The sequence below is a fragment of the Clostridium budayi genome, from assembly GCF_055396605.1.
Window position 1 is genome coordinate 570,621 of record NZ_AP042456.1, and the last position, 22,605, is coordinate 593,225.

Here is a 22,605-nt window from a genome sequence, read left to right on the forward strand (position 1 = left end):
AAAATTTTAATCCACTGCAAATTGATGCTTAACTTTTTTATTTAACTAATATCCAAGAAGAATCGCTTCCAGGTGTGGAATTAGTCCACCATAAAGCTTTATAATTTAATCCATTATATTTTACAATATCACCAGAAGTATAAGCTTTACCAGGTACATAGTCTGAGCTACCATCTTCATTAGGTGATGATACTAATTCCCAAGCATCAGTAGTTCCAGGGGCTTGACCTTGAACCCACCATTTACAAACGTATTCTTTACCGTTGTAAATTACCTTATCACCTGCATTGTATACTTTACTTGGATCATAAGTGTCTTTGCTTGGAGTATCTTTTTCTTTAACTGTTACAGTACATGTAGCTGTTACTGATAAGCCTTTACTATCAGATACTGTATATACAAGAGGATAATTACCAGCTAAATTTGTATTTACAGAACCTTTAACAGTGATTTTACTAGTCAAATCACCATCTTCTTTATCAGAAGCTGTAACTCCTTTAAGTGCATCAAAAGTATCTCCAACATATATTGTAGAATCCTTTACACCACTTATTATAGGTGCAGAATTTTCAGTGGATTTAGTAGTAACGGTTACTTTTCTAGTAATAGTTGTTTCAAGACCTTTAGAATCTTTAACTTTATATACTAAAGTATATTCACCAGCTTTACTTGTATCAACGCTACCAGTAACAGTAATATTTTTAGTTAAATCACCATCTTCTTTATCAGTAGAAGTAACTCCCTTTAATGGATCAAATGAAGTACCTTCTTCAATAGTAATATCTGTAGCACCTAAAATTGTTGGAGCAGTATTTTCATCAGGTGAAGTTTCTTTTCCAAAGATAACTTGTCTGCCCATTTCAGCACCATTAGCTGACATTCTTTGAGAAATTGCAATACTTTCAATACCTGAATTATCAGAAGGAGCTTTTTCAGTATTTAAAGTCATTGTATAAGTTTGGCCTGGTTTTATAACTTTTGCAGCATATATTGAACTAAGATCTATAATAGTATAACCGTTTTCTTCAGTGATAGTTCCTACATTAGAATCACCACTAATTATTTTATTACCATTATTTTTGATATAGATTTTAGCATTTTTTATAGTTTCAGCAGAGTTTTCAACGCTACTTAAAACATCTCCAGATTCTTCAAGTTTTTCATTATTCTTTAATGTTATTGTATAACCGCCTTTATCACTCCAAGATTCTTTAAATGTTTCAACAGTACAAGATATATCTAAATTATCATAAACTATTTCATAGTCAGGTAAATCTACGCTACCATATAATGCATTCTTTGTTGTTTTTGTAAGTTCATCTCTAGTATTAGATCCAGGTGTTGATGGAGCATCTTCAGAAGCCATCCATGCAATCATACCTCCAAGATTTTTTTCATTTACATACTTACATTTTTCTTCAATTGATCTTACATTATCATATGTGAAGAATGCTCCAGTAGATTCATTATAAAGATAAGGAGCTTTTGCTGAGTCATCCCAGTATTCCTTTAGACCTTGATATTTAGCTTTTAATGCATCAAGAGATCTATAAGACCATACACCACCACGGCGTCCACCTTCACCATTTTTAACAGGTGCTTCATTATCTGCACCAGTAGTTAATGTTTGGTCAGCATCTTTAGCAATCTTTTCAGCAGCTCCAAAAAGACCAGGATTATTTGGATCTACATTATCATTAGATACTTTTTCCCATCCACGAGTATAGTATGCTGCGCCAACAACTATTTTTTCAGGTTCAGCACCTTTAGATATGAAGTAATTTACACTTTCATCAACAGAAAGTCCTTTTCCTTTGAATGGATCGTTAGGATTTGTGTATAAAGGTGTTTGATGACCACTTATTGTATCCCATGCACCTCTCATGTCATAAGTCATGATATTTGCAAAATCAACAGTATCGAATAAAGCATCAACATCAATACCAAGATCTACTTTTTCCTTAGGTGCAGGCAATGCAACAGATAGTTCATATGTCTTACCAAGTTCAGCCCCTTGTTTATCTAAGGCTTTTCTAAAATCTTTAAGAAGTAAAATATAGTTTTCTTTATCTTCAGGTCTACCTTGTGTAGTACCTTCATCATTTTGGTTATCAACTTTATCAGGCTCTCTTACAGCACCAGGATATTCCCAGTCAAGATCAACGAAATCCATATTAGTATACTTAATGAATTTCATAACGTTTTCAACAAACTTAGCTCTTTTTGCAGAGTCAGCTGCTACAACAGAGAAGTCGCCAGATTTTGACCAGCCACCAAGGGAAACACCAATTTTTAAATTAGGATTCTTAGCCCTTAGATCTTGCAAGGCAGGAAGAATACCAGCATTAGGATCACCCCAAGTTACACCATCCATTCCTACTGGATTTTCACATGCAGCGCCCTTATCTGTAAATATTAATTGACCATTTGCATCAAAATCTAAAAATGCAAAATTTAAGTGAGTAAGTTGATCAGCTGGAATATCTTTAGGGTAGAAACTACCTTGGCCTCCCCAAACAGACCAGTCTCCATAGTACATTACATTACGTTTAGTCTTTGAAGTGCTTTTCTCTGCAGTTACTGCTATATCATTTTTTGATACAAATGGTATAGCAGAAGCAGACATTCCCATTAGTAGAGTTGTTAGTGTAGCACAGGCTACAATAACAGTTGAACGTTTTCTGATTGCTCTTTTAGCCATCATTGATCCACTCCTTTTTTATTTATATTAAAATTCCAAAATAGAATTTTAATTTACAAATAATGTAATCAACTTTATATTAACATATAATTCCATTTAAAACTATAGAAAAAAATAAAAAAATAATATAAATAAAAAGATAAAATATTACATAAACAAACAAAAAGTTCTATGGTCTAAACTTGTAAAAAATGGTCATTTATATAATTATATTAAATTAAAAATTAAAGTAATGTATTGAATGATTATAAAACTATATAATATAAATTTTGAACATAATAATATTAGTTTATTAATAATTAGGGGCTGATTTTATGTATAAGAAAGTATTTATTACAGGTAGTGGAACAGGAATTGGGAAAGATGCTGCAATAGCACTTGCTAAAAGAGGGCATGTAGTATTTGCATCTACTCATTATGAAGAAGAAGCGGAGCTTATAAATGAATATGCAAAAGAAAATGGATTAACTAATAATTTAAAAGGAATAAAACTTAATTTACTTAAAAAGGAAGATATGATAAAAATTCTAGATTATGATATAGATGTATTAATTAATAATGCTGCTATAGGAGATTCAGGCTCTGTTATGGATATAGATGTTGATAGGTATAGAAGAACTTTTGAAACAAATTTATTTTCTCCAATTGAATTAACACAATTAGCATTAAAAAATATGATACTAAAAGGTAAAGGAAGAGTTATATTTATATCTTCTTTATTTGGAAGAATTTCTATGGAGTTTTTTTCACCATATTCAGCAACGAAGTTTGCCATAGAAGCGGTAGCTGAATCATTTTATCGTGAAACTAAATTATTAAAGTATGAAGGAATAAACATAGAGGTTGTTTTAATAGAACCAGGTACATACAATACAGGCTTTAATCAGCTTATGATGAATAAAAAATATAAATGGATGATGGAAAAATCATATTTTAAGAATATGCTTAAAGAGATTAAAGAAAAAGAAGAAAGTTTTTTTAATAAAGCTGAACTAAAAAGTACAGATTCAATAGTAGAAGAATATATTAAAGCTACAGAAGATCATAAAGCAAAAAGAAGATATACTGCACCTAAAATGCAAAGTTTTATGACTCAGGTTATTCGAATCTTTGGAAAGTAAAGACTTTAGTTGATTATATATAAGATAATGATAAAATATATATATATTTTTAATTAAGGAGGAATGAATGAGAAAAGTATTAGATTTTTTGCTAAGTAGAATGGTAATAGTAGGATTACTTATATTATTACAATTATTTATATTGCTTTTTGGAATATGGAAAATTAGTGAGTCTTTCTTTGATGTATACATATTCTTTTTTGTTATAAGTGTATTGGTTGTAATATACATAGTAAGTAGAACTGATAATCCATCTTATAAATTAGCATGGACAATACCAGTGTTATTATTCCCTGTATTTGGGGGACTATTTTATCTTATATTTGGTGGAAAGAAAATAAATACAAGATTTAAGAAAAAAATTGAAAAAGTGTACTATGAATCGAAAGATTTATTAATTCAAGATGAAAGTATAATACATGAATTAGAACAAATAGATAAATCTATTGCAAATCAAGCGAGATATACAAGTAAATTTGCCCTATCACCAATCTATAAAAATACTACTACAGAGTACTTATCCCCAGGTGAAAAGTTTTATGAGAAATTAATTGAGGAACTAAAAAATGCAAAGAGATATATATTTATGGAGTATTTCATAATAAATGAAGGAAAGATGTGGGATACAATATTAGATATATTAGCTAAAAAAGCTAAAGAAGGCGTAGATGTAAGGGTTATATATGATGACATGGGATGTTTAAGGACTCTTCCATATAAATATGGAGAGCAGCTTGAAAAATTAGGAATTAAGTGTCAAGTTTTTAATCCTTTTGTACCGTTTTTATCAATAATACTTAATAATAGAGATCATAGAAAAATTACAGTTATAGACGGTCATACAGCTTTTACAGGAGGAATAAACTTAGCTGATGAGTACATAAATGAAATAGTTAGATTTGGGCATTGGAAAGATGCATCTATTATGTTAAAAGGTGATGGAGTTTGGAATTTAACTGTTATGTTTTTGCAACTTTGGAGCTTTAATAGTAAATCACCTGTTGATTATGAAAGTTTTAGACCTAATGAAGATGAGAAAAAGAATTTTAAGACAGATGGATATGTTCAGCCTTATACAGATAGTCCATTAGATGATGAAATTGTTGGAGAGAATGTATATTTAAATATAATTTCAAAAGCTAAAGATTACGTATATATAAATACACCTTATTTAATAATTGATAATGAACTAGTTACAGCACTTACACTTGCAGCTAAAAGTGGAGTAGATGTTAGAATTGTAACACCTCATATAGAAGATAAGTGGTATGCACATATTGTAACTAGAGCTTATTATGCACAGCTTATTAAAGCTGGGGTTAAAATATACGAATATACGCCAGGTTTTATACATTCAAAAACAGTTGTATCAGATGATTCAGTTGCAACCGTTGGAACAATAAATTTTGATTATAGAAGTTTATATTTACATTTTGAATGCGGTGTTTGGATGTACAAGACTAAATCGGTTATGCAAATAAAAGAAGATTATTTAAATACATTAGATAAATGTATGACTATAACACTAGAAGATTGTAAGCATGTTAAGCTTTTTAATAAGATATTAACTGCAATTCTTAGAGTTTTTGCACCACTTATGTAATAAAAGAATCATTTCATACCATTATGGGTGAAATGGTTCTTTTTATTTTTACAATAAATTCATACGTATTTATATAGCATATTATATAATTCTATATATTAAAGTATTAAATAGAGTATATGGAGGAAAAGATGGGATTAATACTTACGTTTTTGATGTTTGGAACAATTTTTATAGTTGTTGTTAATATATGTTCTATTTTATTAAGGCTTACTGGAATGCCAATAAAGAAAGCAAGATTTCAAGTTGTATCACTTTTAACTAGTACCGGATTTACAACAAGGGAAAGTGAGATGGTAGTACAACATCCAATAAGAAGGAAAATAGCTAGTTGGCTTATGATTGTCAGTTATGTAAGTACAGCTACATTTATATCATTTTTTGTAACTATGATATCAGACACAGTTACAGGAATAGGATTTTTTGTTGTAATTGCAGTGTTAGCATTTGTAAATTTTTTCATAAGAAGAACTAAAACTATTGAAAAACTTGAATTAAAGTTAGAAAATAAGGTTTTGAAATCTAAAATATGGGAAAAATTAAATTCAGAGAATTTAACTTTAATAACTAATACAAGAGGATATGGTATATATCAAATATATTTACCAAAAGATAGTAAAATAATAGGGAAAAGTATATTAGAAAGTGGATTAAAAGATTTAGAAATAGAAGTTCTTAATATAGATAAAGGTGATAAGTTTATAAAATTTGCTTCACCTGATTATGTATTTGAAGTATTTGACAGAGTAACTGTATACGGAAATTTAAAAAATATAAGAAATGAATTTGAACATATAATTAAATAAATTTCATCTATTGAAATGTACAAACAAGTAAACTATAATTTTATAATAGGGTAAAGTAACTAGATAAAATAGTACTACAATCATTTTTCATTAGTTTGGAAAGGAAGTATAAAAATGAAAAAATTATCGATAATAATCCCAATGTATAATGAGGAAGAATCTCTTCCGCACCTATACAAGAGATTAGATGCATTAGGTGAAAGTATACCTAATTATGAATTAGAATTTTTATTCGTTAATGACGGAAGTAAAGATAATTCATTAAATATAGTAAAAGGGTATAGAAAAAGTGATCCTAGAGTATGTTATGTAAATCTTTCAAGAAATTACGGGAAAGAAACGGCTATGGGAGCCGCTTTTGACTATGTAACAGGAGATGCTGTTGCTATAATAGATGCAGATCTTCAAGATCCACCTGAATTAATCGTGGATATGCTTAAATATTATGAAGAAGGCTATGATGACGTTTATGCAAAAAGAAGAAGTAGAAAGGGAGAAACGTGGCTTAAGAAATTTACATCTAAGAAATTTTATCAAGTTTTACAATCAGTTTCAAACGTTCCAATACAAACAGATACAGGAGATTTTAGACTTTTAAGTAGAAGAGCTATAGAAGCATTAAGAGCATTCCCAGAAAAACAAAGATATACAAAAGGAATGTTTAGTTTAATTGGATTTAAGAAAAAAGCTATTGAATTTGACAGAGATCCAAGAGTTGCAGGAGAAACTAAATGGAATTACTTAAAGCTTGTTGATTTAGCTATTGAAGGAATAACTTCATTTACAACTGCACCACTTAGACTTGCAACAATATTTGGAGGAATCATTGCATTTATAGCTTTCATATATATGATATACATAATAGTAAAAACAGCTATGCTAGGTGTTGATGTACCTGGATATTCAAGTCTTATATGCGTAATGCTTATGATGGGAGGAATACAATTAATTTTCCTTGGAATTATCGGCGAATATTTAGGAAGAGTATTTACAGAAGTTAAGAATAGACCATTATACTTTATAGACGAATATGCAGGACCACAAGAAACTGTAATAGAAAAAGAAGTAGAAACAAATAATGATAAATAAAAATAAAAGGAAGTAGCTAAGCTACTTCCTTTATTTTTATAGATTAAAAGATATATAATAATATAATTTGTATTATTAATATAGTAGGCAATCCTAATTTAAATTTTATATGGTTAGTTTTATGTCTAAATAGTTGCATTCCAATTATACTTCCGATGCTTCCGCCTAATATAGAGATAAGTATTAATGTATTTTCGGATATTCTCCATTTATGTTTTTTAGCTTTTTGTTTGTCTATAAACATAAGAAAAAGTCCTAATATGTTAATTATAAATAGATAAATTATAAAAAAATTATTCAAAATCAAACACCACCTAACAAATTACTAAAATAAGTTTACTATATAAGGAATAAAAAAAGAACAAAAAAGTTGTATATGTTTACAAAATATGGTAGTATTAATATATATTTGAAATAAATTATAGATTTATACTATAAAATAAGTAAAAAAATGTAAAATAATTAGGAGGGGTTATGACTAAAAAGCATTATGAAAAACTAAAAGATATAGAAAACTTTTATAAGAAGAAATCTTACTATCAAAAACTTATGAGAAAAAGAAGAAGAAGAACCGTTATAATTTTATTAGTATTCATTATTATTTTAGTATCAGGAATATTAGTTTATAGACATTACTCATCAAATAAGTATTCAACATTTTTATATAATAATAAAGGGGTAAAGATAAGTAATAGTAAGTTACTAAAGAATATTGATAGTATAAATACTTCATTTAAAATAGAAGAGATAAATTATAAATGGGGAGACAATCTAGAAGAGTATAACTCACCAAAGAGACTTATAATACATCACTCAGCTTCTAGAAATGTCTCACCTGAGACAATACATAAATGGCATTTAGATAAGGGCTACGGAGGAATTGGATATAATTATTATATAAAAAAGGATGGGACTATTTATAAAGGAAGAGATGAAAAGATGAAGGGAGCACATACCTTATATGAAAATGGTAAAAGTATAGGGATTTGTTTAGATGGAAACTTCGAAGAAGATAGTATAAGTAAAGAACAGCTAGAAAGTTTAATAAATATTGGGACGAGCCTTGTAATTAAATACAATCTTGAAGATGTAGTAGGGCATAGAGATTGTAATGAAACAAAATGTCCAGGTAAAAATATAGATATACATAGTATAAAAAATAGTATTGCATCAAAGTTAGAAAAAATGGCAGAAAAGTTACAATAAATATTTGTTATAGTGAGTATAGTAATTTATAAAAAGCCTAATACTAAATATAAATATTAGGAAAGAGGGTTTTTTAATGAAATTATTACATATAATCGTAAATTCTAAACCTGAGGAATTGTCATCAAGTAAAAAAGTGGCAAGTCGATTAATTAATAAATTATTAGATGCACATCCTGAATGTAAAGTAGAAAATCTAGACTTATACAAAGAGCATATCCCAATTATTGATTATAAATATTTAGCAGGAAGAAGCTCAATAGTAAGTGGAGAGGAATATGAAAAGTTAGGTGAAAAAGATAAAAAAGAAGTTGATAGAATTAATGAACTTTGTAATCAATTTATATCAGCCGATATTTATGTTATTACTGCACCTATGTGGAATTTATCATATCCAGCGCCTTTAAAAGCATATATTGATTGTGTTATTCAAAATGGAAAGACAGTTGAGATTAATAAGGAACATGTAAAGGGATTATTAGATGATAAAGAAAGAAAAATGATATATGTTCAATCATCAGGTGGTCCAGTACCTTGGATACTTAGAGGCAAGATTAGTCAAGGCGTTGAGTATGTTGAAGATATAATGAAATTTGTAGGAATTAAAACATTTAAGGAATTATTGATAACTAATACAGGCTTTGATATAGAATCAAAAATCGAAGCAGAACAAAAAGCAATATCAAAGATAGATGCTCTTATTGATGATATTGAGAACTAAAATTTAATAGAAAATATATCCTTATAGAATAATTATACGTTAAAATTATTAAAATTTCGTGACTAACGTATAATTATTCTTTTATTATATAAAAAATACTTTGATGAATTAAAATTTTCTGTTATCCTAGATAAGTAACAAAAAAACAAAATACGACATTTTAATTTACTTTAGGAGATGTTTTAGGTGAAAGAAAATATTAAAGAATATTTAATCATAACATTAGGTGTAATATTAGTCGCAGTATCTATTGAATACTTTTATGCACCTAATAATTTAGCTGCAGGTGGAGTTAGTGGACTTGCAGTAGTAATAACACATTACGTACCATCACTTAGTGTTGGTGGAATAACTCTTTTTGCAAATATATTTTTATTTATATTAGCTTTTATATTAGTTGGAGGAGATTTTGGATTTAAAACTATATATGCAAGTTTTGGACTTTCACTTCTACTATGGTTTATTGATAAATTCTTACATCCTCAAGCATTAACAACAGATTTGTTATTAGCTACTATATTTGGTACTATAATAACAGCTATTGGACTTGCTATGATATTTAATATTAATGCATCAACTGGTGGAACTGATATTTTAGCTAAAATATTAAATAAATATACAAATTTTAATATAGGAATTTCACTGTTATGTGTAGATTTTATAGTAACTTTAATGGGTGCTTTAACATTTGGAGCAGATAAAGGTTTTTATGCTCTTTTATGTGTTTTATTTAATGGACCCCTTATAGATAGACTTATTGCTTGGGTAAATCAAAAGAAGCAAATAACAATTATAAGTAAGAAACATAAAGAAATAGCAGATTTTATAATGAATGAATTAAAAAGAGGATGCACAAGCCTTTATGGAAAAGATGCATGCAGTGAAAAAGATAGAGATATAATATACTCAATCTTAACTAAAAAAGAAATAGAAAAAGTTAAAGAATATATAGAAAATGTTGATGAAGAAGCTTTCTTTACTATAGGTATAATTGATGAAGTTCAAGGAAAAGGCTTTTTAAAAGTATCAGGATTATAAGTAGTGAATATTAAATTTAATAAAAGAGGGTAATTAAAATTTTAATTACCCTCTTTTATTATATAAATATTAATATAGAAACAATAAACCGGTTATGTGTAAAAAGTAAAGATTTTATCAAAACATAGATGTTCTAATATTTCTTAATTATATCCTGTACTTGCTTTAGGTAATTTCTTATATTCTTCTTTACTTTCTATTATTTGTTGAATTTTTTTAAATAGTTCTCTTAATTGAATAGCATCTTCAGATTGAGAATCACTATTATCTTCCCAAGAAATGCTTTTATTTATCCCGTCTGAAATTATTTGAAAGTTATAAGTATAATATGGTTTTTGCATTACATTATCTTTTGGTTTAAAACTATCTGGATAGTCTAAAATATTAATCCTTCTTATTTCTGAATAAATATTATCCATATCTTGTTCAGATAACTTTAGATTAATAGTAACTGATGGTTCTGTAATCATATCTTTAGTAAATTGTCCTTTTATAGTATCTAATTTATTTTTAGAATCCACCCCATAACTAAAAATAAAATTAATATCTTTTGGCTTATCTTTAGGGAGTTTGTTTTCTATATTTGTTGAGTCACAACCTATAAGTATGCTAATACTAAAAAAAAGACTTAAACAGAGTAACTTTTTAAACAATTTCATAGTGACACCTACCTTGATTAATTGCTAATTTAACTTTAAGATTATTATATTTATGCCGTAAATAAACTTTTTCAATTTCACCTCCTAAAAATAACATATATACAATATAGTAACTTAAAATTAAATAAAATGTAAATAAATAATGGATTAAATAACCATACTAAAGATAGTTGTTATAATTATATATGAACTATTGGAGGATTATAATATGAGAAAATTTCTTATAGCGTTAATATCTTTATTAATAGTACTTGGGGGACTTGGATGCGAGGGGAAGAAGTTAAATAGAGTTGTTGAAAGTGATTCACCTGAAAATGTTATTAATTCCTTCTTTTCAGAATTTAAAAAGTGTAACTTTGAAAAAGCAGAAAGCTTTATTATAAATAAGCCATTATTAAATATGGATATAGATATTTATAATGAACTTACACCAGGGGAGAAGAGAGTAATAAAGTATTGGAATCAAAGAATAGGTTATGAAATAGTATCTAGTAATATTAAGGGAGATAAAGCTAGTATTAATACTAAGGTGATGGCATTAAATGGAGAGAAAATTTATAAAAGATATATTAGTGATATAACAAAGTTAAAAAAAGATTTATCTATTCAATATAATAAATCAAAATTTTATAGAGAGTATGATAAAGCGTTAATAAAAGAAGTTAGAAATAAAAATAATGAAATAGTAACTAATACTGTAACTATTAATTTAAAAAATATAGATGGTAACTGGTATATAGAAGGAGATGAAAATTTATTTAAGGCATTATGTGGTGGATTAAGTTTAGATAAAATAAATAATTTTTAATATTGGGAGATAGGAGAAATTTTATGAAAAAAGTTATTTTAGGTATATTTATAGTAGCATGCTCTATATTTTTAATAGGATGTGGAGATACTAAAAAGGCATCAGAGAGTGTAGATAATTTCTTTAGTGATTATAAAAATATGAACTTACAAAAAGCTAATGAATATGTTGAAGGTGGCGGATTATTAGAAAAGTCTATAAAGGCATTTGAAGATTATGATAGTGCAAGAAAAAGTGCCTTAAATTACTGGGGTGGAAAAATGAATTATAAAATTTTAAGCACTAAAAAAGAAAATGGAGAATATGTTGTTAAAACTGAAGTAACAGCACTTAGTGGAGTTGATATATATAATCACTACATGAATAATGTTAGTTCATTAGATTTTGGAGAAAGAGTTTTAAATAATGATGTAATAAATGGTGAAAATATAAATGGAGATTTAGATAATGCCTTTATAACAGCATTAGAAAATCAAACTATTCCATTAAAGACAACAACAGTAGATGTTATTGTAAAAGATGATGATGGAAAGTTTAAGATACAAAATGATAAAGAAGTAATAACTGCTATTTTAGGTGGACTTGATCCATCAGAAATAACAGACTAATTTAAAGCCAATTCAAGAATGTATTAATTTTTGAGTTGGCTTTTTATATAAATTTTGTGTGGAAAATATAATAAGTGTTTACAAAAATACGAAAATGCTATAAAATATAATTAGATATTTAACTATTTGGTTAAATATCTAATTATCTATAAGGAGGTGAAATTTACATATGAATAAAGTTTTTAAGGCATTGTCAGATGAAACTAGAAGAGAAATACTAAAGCTTCTTTCAGAAAAGTCAATGTCAGCAGGAGAAATTGCAGATAATTTTAATATGTCTAAACCATCTATATCAAAGCATTTAGATATTTTAAATGAAGCAGAGCTTGTAGTAAGGGATAGGCAAGGACAATTTATAATATACTCAATAAATACATCAGTGCTTCAAAGAGTACTTAGTGGATTTCTAGATATATTTAATAAATAAAATTAATTAAAGGGAGTGGGAACAATGAAAAGAAAATTTGATTATGGGACAATATTAATAACTTTATTTACTATTATTTTTACAATTGTTATGTATTCTAAATTACCTGATAATGTAGATTCAGAAAGAAGCAAAACATCTCTATTTTTTATAGGTATAGGAATAATGATTGTAGTTACTTTATATGCGCAATTTGCTCATAAAATATCAAAAAAGGAATGGGATGATCCTAGAACAAAGACTATAAGAAGACAATTGACTTTTACAACTGCAATTATAGCAGTATTAATAATGTATAAAAGCTTAAGCTTAATTAATAAAATAGCTATAAGTGAGAATACATTTGAGATATTATTTTCATCAATATTAATAATAGTTGTAGGAAATAGCTTTACTAAGATTAGTAATAATAGAAATATTGGAATAAGAGTTCCTTGGACTAGAGCTGATAATGAAATTTGGGATAAGACTCACAAATTATCAGGATATTTATCCCTTCCATTTGGAATAAGTATTCCTATATTATACTTATTATTTGGAACAACTATTGCAGTAGTTATTGGGATATTAGGATGGGGGATTATTTCAATAGGTTACTCAATGGTTTTATATTATAAAAAGTTTGGTACATTATTATAATTTATAAGGGAGATATATTTATGATTAGTAATATGTCAATTATTATGATGTTATTTACTACTTTAGTAAGCCTAGCATTACCTATAACGTTAATAGTTGTAATGAGGGTAAAGTATAAAGCTTCATTAAAAAGTTTCTTTATTGGAGCAGCTGCATTTTTTATTGCAGTACAATGTGTTGAGAGACCAATAAATTATTATTTTTTAGTAGGGAATAGAAGTACATCAAGTATTATAACAGGAAATACTATTTTATTTATGCTTTATGGTGGTCTTATGGCAGGAATATTTGAAGAAACTGCTAGGTATATATGCTTTAAATTTATTCTTAAAAAAGAAAGAAGAATACAAGATGCGATAAGTTATGGTATAGGGCATGGAGGGATAGAGTCAATTTTACTTGTTGGAATAACTTATCTTGCAAATACTATTGTTTCAATTATGATTAACTTAGGTACACCGCTTGAAAATGGATTAGAATTAGTATCTGCTCAATTATTAGGTGTAGAGCCTTATATGTTTGCAATTGCAGGAGTTGAGAGGCTATCTACAATTATTATTCAAATAGGTTTATCAATTATTGTGTTTAATTCATTTAAATATGGTAAAAAGAAATATTATTTCTTAGCGATACTTATTCACGCATTAATAGATTTTCCAGCAGTATTAGCACAAAGAGGCGTAATAAATATATTTACAGTTGAAAGTATAATTATATTAGTTGCAATAGCTTTTATAATATTTATAATTAAAGAAATTAAGAAAAATAAAAAGGATTTAATTGTAACGAAAAAAATATAACGCTTACAAAGTTCAAATAAGACACATTATTAATTAATAATGTGTCTTATTTTTATATACTAAAATATTGAAAAATGTAGAATAAAATGGTAATATGGAATTAATTATTAACAAAATATTAATAATATTTTAATAAATATTTAATAGGGGGACGAGAATGAAAAATAAGAGAATAATTTCATCAACATTAATACTTACTATTGTTTCTACATCAGTTCCTATAATGGCACAAAATAGAGAAAATGTAATTAGCAGAAATAATAGTAGTTATTCTAATGTACTAGAGACTAATAAAAATGAGAAAAGAAATATTTTAACTGGAGATTTAGAACTTGATATAAAATTTAATCTTCCAATAAAAAATACTTCTATCGAGAAAACAGCTCTAGGAATCACTTTAAGGAATGGAAATGAAAGTGCAACTATTTCACTTGGAGGAAAAGAATCAAACTTAAAAAGTAAATTAACACTAGGTGGAAAAGAATATGAATATAGAGTAAAGAAACTAAATAAAGAAAGAGGATTTGTAACTTTAGAAGATACTGAAGTAGCTTATTATAATGTTACAATTAATAATCTTCCTTCTGATAAATATGATGTAGAAGTATTTGGAGAAGGTTTTACTAAGCTTGAAGCAAAAGATATAGAAATAAAAGATTATTCAAAAAGATTAGTTATAGAAGATACTAAAAATTTATTAATAGGAGATTTTAATAAAGATAATATAGTCAATAGCGAGGATTATAAAAAGGTTTTAGAAAATATAGAGACTGAAGACAATGAAAAGATTAAAAAGTATGACTTAAATAGAGATTCAGAAGTGGATATATTAGATCTTCACTATGTTCATAATAACATGGAAGTAAATAAAGAAAATCCTAAAATAGAAAACACTAATGCAATAATAGATCCTTCAAAAGTAAAGGTTGATAATACTAAAGAAGATCAAACTATTAAAGGAAATATAGAGGATATATTAGAAGATGAAGGTAGTGTATCACTTGGTCTTAAAGATAGCAATAAAATAATTTCAAAAGAAAATCCTGTTGAACTTAAGATGAAATTTGAAGAGAGTAATATTTTAACTGAAAAAATAGTTATAAAAGCTCCAAGAAACGGCAATGCACCAACATCAGGAGTTGTTAAAGTTTTAGATGAAAATGGTAAAACTCATACAGTTAATTATGATAAGAAATTAAGATCTAACGTAGGAGATGATATAGTTATTAATTTAGGAAAGCAAATAGCTGTAAAAGAGGTAACTATAGTAGTAACAGGTACAGCAACAGAAGCTAACTTAGCAGAAATAGCAAAGGTAGAATTCTTAAACAATGTATATGAAGAAGTTCCAGCACCTTCTATGAATATACCAAAAATTAATCTTGTAGAAACAGACCATGAAAAAATAACTGTTGGTTGGGGTCATGAAGCTAATGTAACTAGTTATTCAGTTAGACTTAGAAAGAAAGATGGAGAAACAATAAAGGAAGAAAAGGTAAGAGAGACAACCGATAATAAAGTAATATTTGAAGATCTTGATAACTTTGAAAATTATTATGTAAGTGTTCAATCTTTAAATGGTGACTGGAAAAGTGGCTATTCAGAAGAAAAAATAGTAATTCCAATGCCAAAGGAAAGACCTGCAAAACCAGAAGGTGTAAGCATTAAAAGCGAATATAGATCATTAAAAATAAATTGGAAGAAAAATGAGAAAGCAGAAAAGTATAGCCTTTTCTATAGAGAAAAAGGAACTGAAAAGTATGAGGAGATAAAGGATATAACTAGCACTTCATATACTTTAACAAATTTAAAAGATGAAACTGAATATGAAGTATACTTAACAGCTCATAACAGAATAGGTACAAGTCCTAATTCTGAAGTTTATACAGGTAAAACAATTAGTATAACAATACCTGAAATACCAAAGTATAAACAAATAAATACATCAAATGGATTGGGAGTTCCAACAAAGCATATAGTAGATGTTGAATATCCAGGTGGATACTCAGAAAGTGATTATCCTGATGGATTTAATAAATTTAATATAGTAGATGATGACTTTACTACACATTGGACAATAAGAGACTGGGATACAGCATTATATAGCAAAAGAGGACCTATTGTAACATTTGATAAAGAATTTAAAATTGACACAATAATGTTAGCAACAAGATTAGATGGAACACCATTCTCCTTATATCAATATAACGTTAAGTACTGGGATAAAGGCGGTAAGGAAAACTTAGTAACTGGAGGTCATTATACAAGAAGAAGTAATGATAAAAATTACTATATATTAAAGTTAGATAAGCCTATAGAAGCAAGTAAAATTCAAGTGAATTTAAGTGGATATGGAGGGGATATTGTAAGTATATCAGAGCTTAAGTTCTATAATTACGATAGCCTAGAAGATGATACAAGAGATTTATTTAGAGATGATTTATTAATTGATTTAAAAGAAGATGTAACTTTAGAAAGAATCAATGAACTTAAAGAAAGAGTTAATACTAAAGATTCAGTAAGTGACGAATATCATCCATTTAAAAATGTTATAGAAGATGAATTAAAACTTGCAGAAGATATATTTACGGATAAAAATATATCAAATGAAATAATTACAGTAAATCAAAATATAACTACAGCAAATAATAATCACCTAGGATTTAATATGGCAAATGACTATCAATCATTAGGAGTAGTAGCAAAAGAAGGAGAAGAACTTACAGTATATGTAGGAACAACAGGAAATGTTCTTCCTAAATTAGTATTTACTCAGTTCTATCCAGAGAGTGGTTCATGGAAGAGTAGAGAAATTAACTTAAGAAAAGGTAAGAACATTATAACAGTTCCAAAGATAACAGATATGGATGTTGAAAAAGGTGGAAGTGTATATGTTAGATATCCAAATGGAACACCTTCAGGGCATGATATAAAAGTTAGAGTAAGTGGAGGAGAAAAAATTCCTACACTATCTGTAGCAAATAAAATAAATAATGAACAATCAGAAGCAGAAATTAAAGAAAGCTTAAGACAATATATAAGAGAGCTAAAAGGACATGTAGAGGAATTACCTAATAAATATGAGAAGGAAACTTTCTTAAATAAAATAGATATATTTAATTTATTTACTGATAAAGAGAAATTTTATGATGAAAAGACAAGTATATTAAATAGTACAGAAATTGAAACAGATAAGGTTACATTATCATTCCCTGCAAGTAAAGTTTTAGAGGGAATAGTAGATGGAGCTAGCAGCGAAGATGAACAAGTAAATAGACTTTATAAATCACTTAAAGCTTGGGAGCAAATAATGGATATAGCTTATGCTGAAAAAGGTTTATATAAAAGTCCAGATAGAAATGGTGATGGAATAGTTGATGAAAATGAGAAGAAACATAAGCTTCCTGGATCAAGAATGAATATAAGATATACTAGAATGTTTGATGGAGCGTTTATGTATGCATCAGCTGGACATGTTGGAATAGAGATGAATTCAGTACCACCACTTATGAAAGGAACTCCATATGTTAAAGGTGAAGATGGAAAAGTAACTATAGAGAATAATTTATTTGGATGGGGTATAGCTCACGAAATAGGACACGTAATAGATCAAGGTAAATTAACATATGCTGAAACAACAAATAATATATTATCACTTTTAGTTCAAACATTTGATGATGAATCAAAATCAAGATTAGAGTTAAGTGGAAAATATGAAGATGCTTATGAAAAAGTTACATCAGGAACAGTAGGATTACCATCAGATGTATTTACAAAGCTAGTTATGTTCTGGCAATTACATTTAGCTTATGATAATGAGCCAAATTATAATATGCTTGATGAAAATAATAATAACTCATTCTATGCAAATCTTTATAGAAAATATAGAGAAGCCGATGAAGAAATGAATTCATTAAGTATTGAAGATAGGTTAATAAGAATAGCATCAGATGTAGCAGAAAAAGACTTAAGTGATTTCTTCTATGCTTGGGGACTTAGACCTTCAAAGGAAACATTACAGTATGTAGATAAGTATGAAAAAGAAACTAGGAAAATACAATTCTTAAATGATGAAGCTAGAAGACAAAAGTTAAATGGAATAACTAATATGAGTAAAGATACAAAATCAGTAGGAGAATTTAAAGATTACAAAGATGGTGATTATGTAAGAGATACAAAGAGAATAAACATCAATTTAAATACTACTAAAGATTCAGATAAAGTATTAGGTTATGAAATATATAGAAATGGTGTTCCAGTTGCATTTACAACAGAAAATAATTTCGAAGACATTATAAATGCAGAGAATAATAGAACATTTAAATATGAAGTAGTTGCATATGATTATTTATTAAATAAAACTGAAAAAAGCTTAATTGGAACTATAAAAGTATCACATGATGGTAGTTTAGGAAAAGGTACTTTCACAATTGATACAAATACTAAGTCAAATAAAGACTTAAATAATAGTGAAGATACAACAGGTCCAATAATGAATCCTGCAAAAAATGATCTTATAGATAATGATTTAAGTACAGTTTATGAAGGAGAAGTTATAGGTACAGAAGATCCTTATGTAATAGTTGAAATGAATAAGATTAATCAAATTACAGGTCTTAAGTACAAAACAGTAGATTCAAACTTACTTAAAGATTATGAAATTTACGTAAGTAAAGATAAGGAAAATTGGACTCTTGCTAAAAGCGGTACAGCTAATAGTGAGAATTCAGAGGAGATAATTTACTTTAATAAAGAAAATACAGAAGGTGGTAAACAACTTTGGACTTATGAAGCAAGTTATGTAAAGCTTGTAGCAAAAGGAGCAAAGAAGATATCACTTGCAGAAATTGATATCATAGGACAACCTGGGGATAATATCGATATTGGAGTAAATGGTGTTAATGGAGTAGGAAAATTATCTCATGATTTTGAATATGCAGATGGAAAAGTTATTAAAGAAGGTTCAATTATTGTAACTGGTGAATATCGTGGAAATCCAGCGTTTAATGTTGCACTTTTAAGAAATGATAGAAATGAAATAGTTAGTGGTAAACAAATATTATTAGCTGAAATTCCAAATGATGGTCATTTAGGTGAAATAAGTAGTGGAACATTTATTTACTTTATAGAACCAGAAAATATAGAAAAAATAGATTTAACAAATAAAGTTAAAATGGAACTTTATAGAGTAAATGATGCTTTAACAAATGAAGGACAAAGACTAGTTAGTGATAGTCTTTATGTAGATGTACCTGAAAACTTACCAAGTATATCTCTTCAAGGGGAAAATAATAACATAAAGGCACTAGTAGAAAGATAGGAGGGGGAGAAAAATAATGAATAGATTTAAGAGATATTTTAGTTTAGCAGTTATTACGGCAAGTTTAGTATCATCGTATTCTATTAATGCCTACGCAAAAGAAATGTTAGAACTTAATAGAACTAAGGTAGATGAAAATACAGTAAGCTTAAGTTTAGAAAACGTTCAGCATATAATAAAATCATTTAGCCTTACAGTTAAGCTTGATGGAGATGTAGAACTTGATAAGATCAATTTCTCTAAGGAACTTAAAGAGAAGGGAAAAGTAAATTATAAATATGATAAAGAGAAAAAGATAATAAATATATATGTAACATCAAAAGAAAATTTAGTATCTAAAAATGGAACTATAAATATAGGAACTATAGATGTTAAAGGAAAAGATGGTGATATATATAATGTATCATTAAATGGTATTACAGGAAAAAGTATATTCAAAGGTGTAGATAATAGGGAAAAGAAGATAGAGATAAATGAAGGAAAGCTTATTGGTGATAAGGAATTTGTATATGGGGTAGAGCAACCTGGAGACTCAGAAACTCCAGAAACTCCGGGTGAACCAGAAACTCCAGAGAATCCTGGCGATTCAGAAAAGCCAGAAAATCCTGGAGATGATGAAGTAATTCCGGGTAATCCAGATGAAGAGACTCCAGGAGCGCCAGAAAAGCCAAGCAAGCCAGAAGTTAATCCAGAGGATAAAGAAGAACAAGATAAAATAGATGAAGATAACAATAAGGATGAATCTTCAAAGAATGAAGAATCTAATAAAGAAGATAATAAAAATGATTCAGATAAGGAGAATATGCCAAGCACTGGATATTCAGCTTATATAGGATTATCAGCATTATTAATAGGGGCTGGAACAGCTTTAATAATTAAGAAAAAGAAATAATTAAAAATAAGAGAATCAAGTTAAATATAACTTGATTCTCTTTATTTAATATACTTATTTATTAAAATAATAATATCTATAATTAATAATAGATAAGACTTATATATAATGATAAGATTTGTTTCTATTTTTTATTAAATAATAAAGTAGTAAAACTATTGGTTTATTTTTTGCACATTAAAATGCAATTAAAAATCTTTTGTATTTGTATTGGATAAATTAAAATTATAAATGTAAACAATAACAGAAAAGGTTTTAAATGAAAAAGGCCGATAGTGTTAGTAAATTAGGGGGATGAAAAATGAGGGAATTGGATATAATCAATGAGTTAATTGAAGCTGATGATTATTTATCTATAGATTACTTTATAAATAAGTATTCTATTTCAAAAAGAACATTACAAAATGATTTTTCTTACCTAGTGAATATTACTAAGGCAAAAGGATTTCATTTAACTCAAAAAAGAGGTAAAGGGTATTTATTAGAGGTAACCGATGAAGGGAAGTTTAATAGCTTTCTTAATGAATTAAAGAGATTAGCTGATAAACCTAAAATTACTGTAGAAAATATAGTTGGATATTTACTTGTAAGTGATAATTATGTAACTATGGATAATTTAATAGATGTATTTAATTCAAGTAAATCTTTAATTAATGGATTTAAGTCTGAAGTAGATAGGTATATTAGTAAATTTGATTTAAACATAGATAGAAAAGCTCATTATGGTATGAAAATAATTAATCCTTTAATAAAAAGAAGAGAGCTTTTAGTTAAATTGTATCTTAAGGATAACAGAATTGTTAAAGAAGAAGTCAACAAGATTGTTGATGAGAGGTTTATTGTTATACAAGATTCTTTAATAGATATACTTAAGAGTAACCATTTAAACATAAATTATGTTGAGTTAAAAGAACTAATAGCATGGTTGAAGGTTACAATTTTTATCTCCACAAGATTGAATACAGATATTATTAATAACTGTGATTTACCTTTAGTAAATAGTATACAGGAAAGATTTAAGGTTGGAGTTAGCTTTGATGATATAGAGGAGTTTAGAAGCTTAATTAAGGCTAAAACTAGAAGAAATGAGCAAAACTCTATATATTTAGAAAAGTTATGTGTAGATATTGAAGAGTTTCTAATTAGTATTGATAAAGATAATAATACATCTTTTAATGAAGATGAAGATTTTAAAAGATTATTGTTAACTCATATAGGTTCTTTAATTAATAGGTTAAGCTACAAGATATCATATAGTAATCCAATTATTGATGAGTTAGCAATTAAGTATCCTATCATATTTAATATTGCAATAGCATTAGGTAATATGCTTAAGGAAAGATATGGGATAGAGCCTACTCGTGATGAGATAGGGTTTATAGCAACTCATTTTGCAGTTCATATGGAAAAAGAGATTATATATAAACTAGGTAAGTATAACAAAATTGCTATAGTTTGTTCATCAGGAGGGGGGAGTGCTTACCTTATAAAGCTTAAAATAGGCAATCTTTTTGGAAATGCTAATATAGAAACTTTTTCTATACTTGAGATGAGGGAGCTAGAAGAGTTTAATCCAGATATAATCTTCACAATAAGCGAGTTAAATACTAGTTTAAAAGTACCGTTGATATATATTAAGGAACTTTTAGATGATTATGATATTTTAAATATTAAACAATTAGTTATGTTTGAAAATTTTGATGAAGCTTTTGTAGATAAAACTAAATCGTATTATGTAAAAAGATTTTTTGATTCTAATTATTTTTCTATAGAGGATTCTTGTGATGATTACATTAAATGTATCACTAAGATGTCTCAGGAAATAGAGGAAAGTGGTATTGGTGGAGAGGATTACTCAAAGTATGTACTAAAGAGAGAGGAATTTTCCTCTACGATATATATTAATGGAATAGCAATACCCCATCCTATAGAAATGCAGTCTAATAGAGATTTAATCTCTGTAAAGATATTAAAAAATCCAATACTTTTTAATAATAAGAAAGTTTCAATAATATTTATGGTTGCTCTTAAAAAAGACAATTTAGAGTTCAATAAGGGTATAACGAATGATTTATTTGAGATAATGAATAATCTTGAAATGGTGCAAAGTTTAATTAAGGTTAATAGCTTTAAGGAATTTATAGCACTAGTAAGTAAGTAGGTGTAA

The 22,605-nt window shown here is 27.4% G+C and carries 18 protein-coding genes; 15 read left to right on the plus strand and 3 right to left on the minus strand.

Annotation, left to right across the window (positions count from 1 at the left end; translation table 11 throughout):
• Positions 1–37: 37 nt before the first annotated feature.
• A complete protein-coding gene (locus tag ACZ5TJ_RS02670) occupies positions 38–2,704 on the minus strand; it encodes a glycosyl hydrolase family 18 protein (RefSeq protein ID WP_464201112.1) in 2,667 nt (888 codons plus the stop codon).
• Positions 2,705–3,015: 311 nt separating this feature from the next.
• Here ACZ5TJ_RS02670 and ACZ5TJ_RS02675 point away from each other — a divergent pair, with 311 nt between their 5' ends.
• From ACZ5TJ_RS02675 to ACZ5TJ_RS02690, 4 genes are all read left to right on the plus strand, one after another.
• The gene (locus ACZ5TJ_RS02675) at positions 3,016–3,822 is read left to right on the plus strand and encodes an SDR family NAD(P)-dependent oxidoreductase (RefSeq protein WP_464201114.1); all 807 of its coding nucleotides are present in this window, start codon (positions 3,016–3,018) and stop codon (positions 3,820–3,822) included.
• Between the two features lie 67 nt (positions 3,823–3,889).
• Positions 3,890–5,425, plus strand: a complete 1,536-nt coding sequence (gene cls / locus ACZ5TJ_RS02680; RefSeq protein ID WP_464201115.1) for a cardiolipin synthase — start codon at positions 3,890–3,892, stop codon at positions 5,423–5,425.
• Between the two features lie 131 nt (positions 5,426–5,556).
• Positions 5,557–6,231 (plus strand): TrkA C-terminal domain-containing protein, encoded by a 675-nt coding sequence (locus tag ACZ5TJ_RS02685; RefSeq protein ID WP_464201116.1) that lies wholly within the window; start codon positions 5,557–5,559, stop codon positions 6,229–6,231.
• A gap of 114 nt (positions 6,232–6,345) precedes the next feature.
• Positions 6,346–7,320 carry a glycosyltransferase family 2 protein gene (locus ACZ5TJ_RS02690; RefSeq protein WP_464201117.1) on the plus strand — a complete coding sequence of 325 codons (975 nt, stop codon included), beginning with the start codon at positions 6,346–6,348 and terminating at the stop codon, positions 7,318–7,320.
• Positions 7,321–7,363: 43 nt separating this feature from the next.
• Here the strand turns inward: ACZ5TJ_RS02690 and ACZ5TJ_RS02695 are convergent, their stop codons facing one another.
• Complete coding sequence (locus ACZ5TJ_RS02695) at positions 7,364–7,621, minus strand: DUF1294 domain-containing protein (RefSeq protein ID WP_464201118.1); 258 nt, start codon at positions 7,619–7,621, stop codon at positions 7,364–7,366.
• Positions 7,622–7,794: 173 nt separating this feature from the next.
• Between ACZ5TJ_RS02695 and ACZ5TJ_RS02700 the strand changes: the two genes are divergently transcribed.
• The 3 genes from ACZ5TJ_RS02700 to ACZ5TJ_RS02710 all read left to right on the plus strand — a co-directional run bounded on the left by ACZ5TJ_RS02700 (position 7,795) and on the right by ACZ5TJ_RS02710 (position 10,285).
• Positions 7,795–8,526, plus strand: coding sequence for a peptidoglycan recognition protein family protein (locus ACZ5TJ_RS02700; protein ID WP_464201119.1), 732 nt, complete (start codon positions 7,795–7,797; stop codon positions 8,524–8,526).
• Between the two features lie 76 nt (positions 8,527–8,602).
• Positions 8,603–9,247, plus strand: a complete 645-nt coding sequence (locus ACZ5TJ_RS02705) for an FMN-dependent NADH-azoreductase (protein ID WP_464201120.1) — start codon at positions 8,603–8,605, stop codon at positions 9,245–9,247.
• Between the two features lie 186 nt (positions 9,248–9,433).
• A complete protein-coding gene (locus ACZ5TJ_RS02710) occupies positions 9,434–10,285 on the plus strand; it encodes a YitT family protein (protein WP_464201121.1) in 852 nt (283 codons plus the stop codon).
• Positions 10,286–10,428: 143 nt separating this feature from the next.
• On the opposite strand, the gene ACZ5TJ_RS02715 is transcribed toward ACZ5TJ_RS02710, so the two are convergent.
• Complete coding sequence (locus tag ACZ5TJ_RS02715) at positions 10,429–10,944, minus strand: hypothetical protein (protein WP_464201122.1); 516 nt, start codon at positions 10,942–10,944, stop codon at positions 10,429–10,431.
• A 208-nt stretch (positions 10,945–11,152) separates the two neighbouring features.
• Between ACZ5TJ_RS02715 and ACZ5TJ_RS02720 the strand changes: the two genes are divergently transcribed.
• The 8 genes from ACZ5TJ_RS02720 to ACZ5TJ_RS02755 all read left to right on the plus strand — a co-directional run bounded on the left by ACZ5TJ_RS02720 (position 11,153) and on the right by ACZ5TJ_RS02755 (position 22,599).
• Positions 11,153–11,752, plus strand: coding sequence for a hypothetical protein (locus tag ACZ5TJ_RS02720; protein ID WP_464201124.1), 600 nt, complete (start codon positions 11,153–11,155; stop codon positions 11,750–11,752).
• Between the two features lie 23 nt (positions 11,753–11,775).
• Complete coding sequence (locus ACZ5TJ_RS02725; protein WP_464201126.1) at positions 11,776–12,360, plus strand: hypothetical protein; 585 nt, start codon at positions 11,776–11,778, stop codon at positions 12,358–12,360.
• 169 nt (positions 12,361–12,529) lie between these two features.
• The gene (locus tag ACZ5TJ_RS02730; protein WP_464201127.1) at positions 12,530–12,787 is read left to right on the plus strand and encodes an autorepressor SdpR family transcription factor; all 258 of its coding nucleotides are present in this window, start codon (positions 12,530–12,532) and stop codon (positions 12,785–12,787) included.
• A gap of 24 nt (positions 12,788–12,811) precedes the next feature.
• Entirely contained in the window at positions 12,812–13,426 is a 615-nt protein-coding gene (locus tag ACZ5TJ_RS02735) for an SdpI family protein (RefSeq protein ID WP_464201128.1), read from the plus strand.
• A 20-nt stretch (positions 13,427–13,446) separates the two neighbouring features.
• Entirely contained in the window at positions 13,447–14,226 is a 780-nt protein-coding gene (locus tag ACZ5TJ_RS02740; protein ID WP_464201129.1) for a YhfC family intramembrane metalloprotease, read from the plus strand.
• 157 nt (positions 14,227–14,383) lie between these two features.
• Complete coding sequence (locus ACZ5TJ_RS02745; RefSeq protein WP_464201130.1) at positions 14,384–19,546, plus strand: fibronectin type III domain-containing protein; 5,163 nt, start codon at positions 14,384–14,386, stop codon at positions 19,544–19,546.
• A 16-nt stretch (positions 19,547–19,562) separates the two neighbouring features.
• A complete protein-coding gene (locus tag ACZ5TJ_RS02750) occupies positions 19,563–20,438 on the plus strand; it encodes a hypothetical protein (RefSeq protein ID WP_464201131.1) in 876 nt (291 codons plus the stop codon).
• A 301-nt stretch (positions 20,439–20,739) separates the two neighbouring features.
• Entirely contained in the window at positions 20,740–22,599 is a 1,860-nt protein-coding gene (locus ACZ5TJ_RS02755; protein ID WP_464201132.1) for a BglG family transcription antiterminator, read from the plus strand.
• The last annotated feature ends 6 nt before the right edge of the window (positions 22,600–22,605 follow it).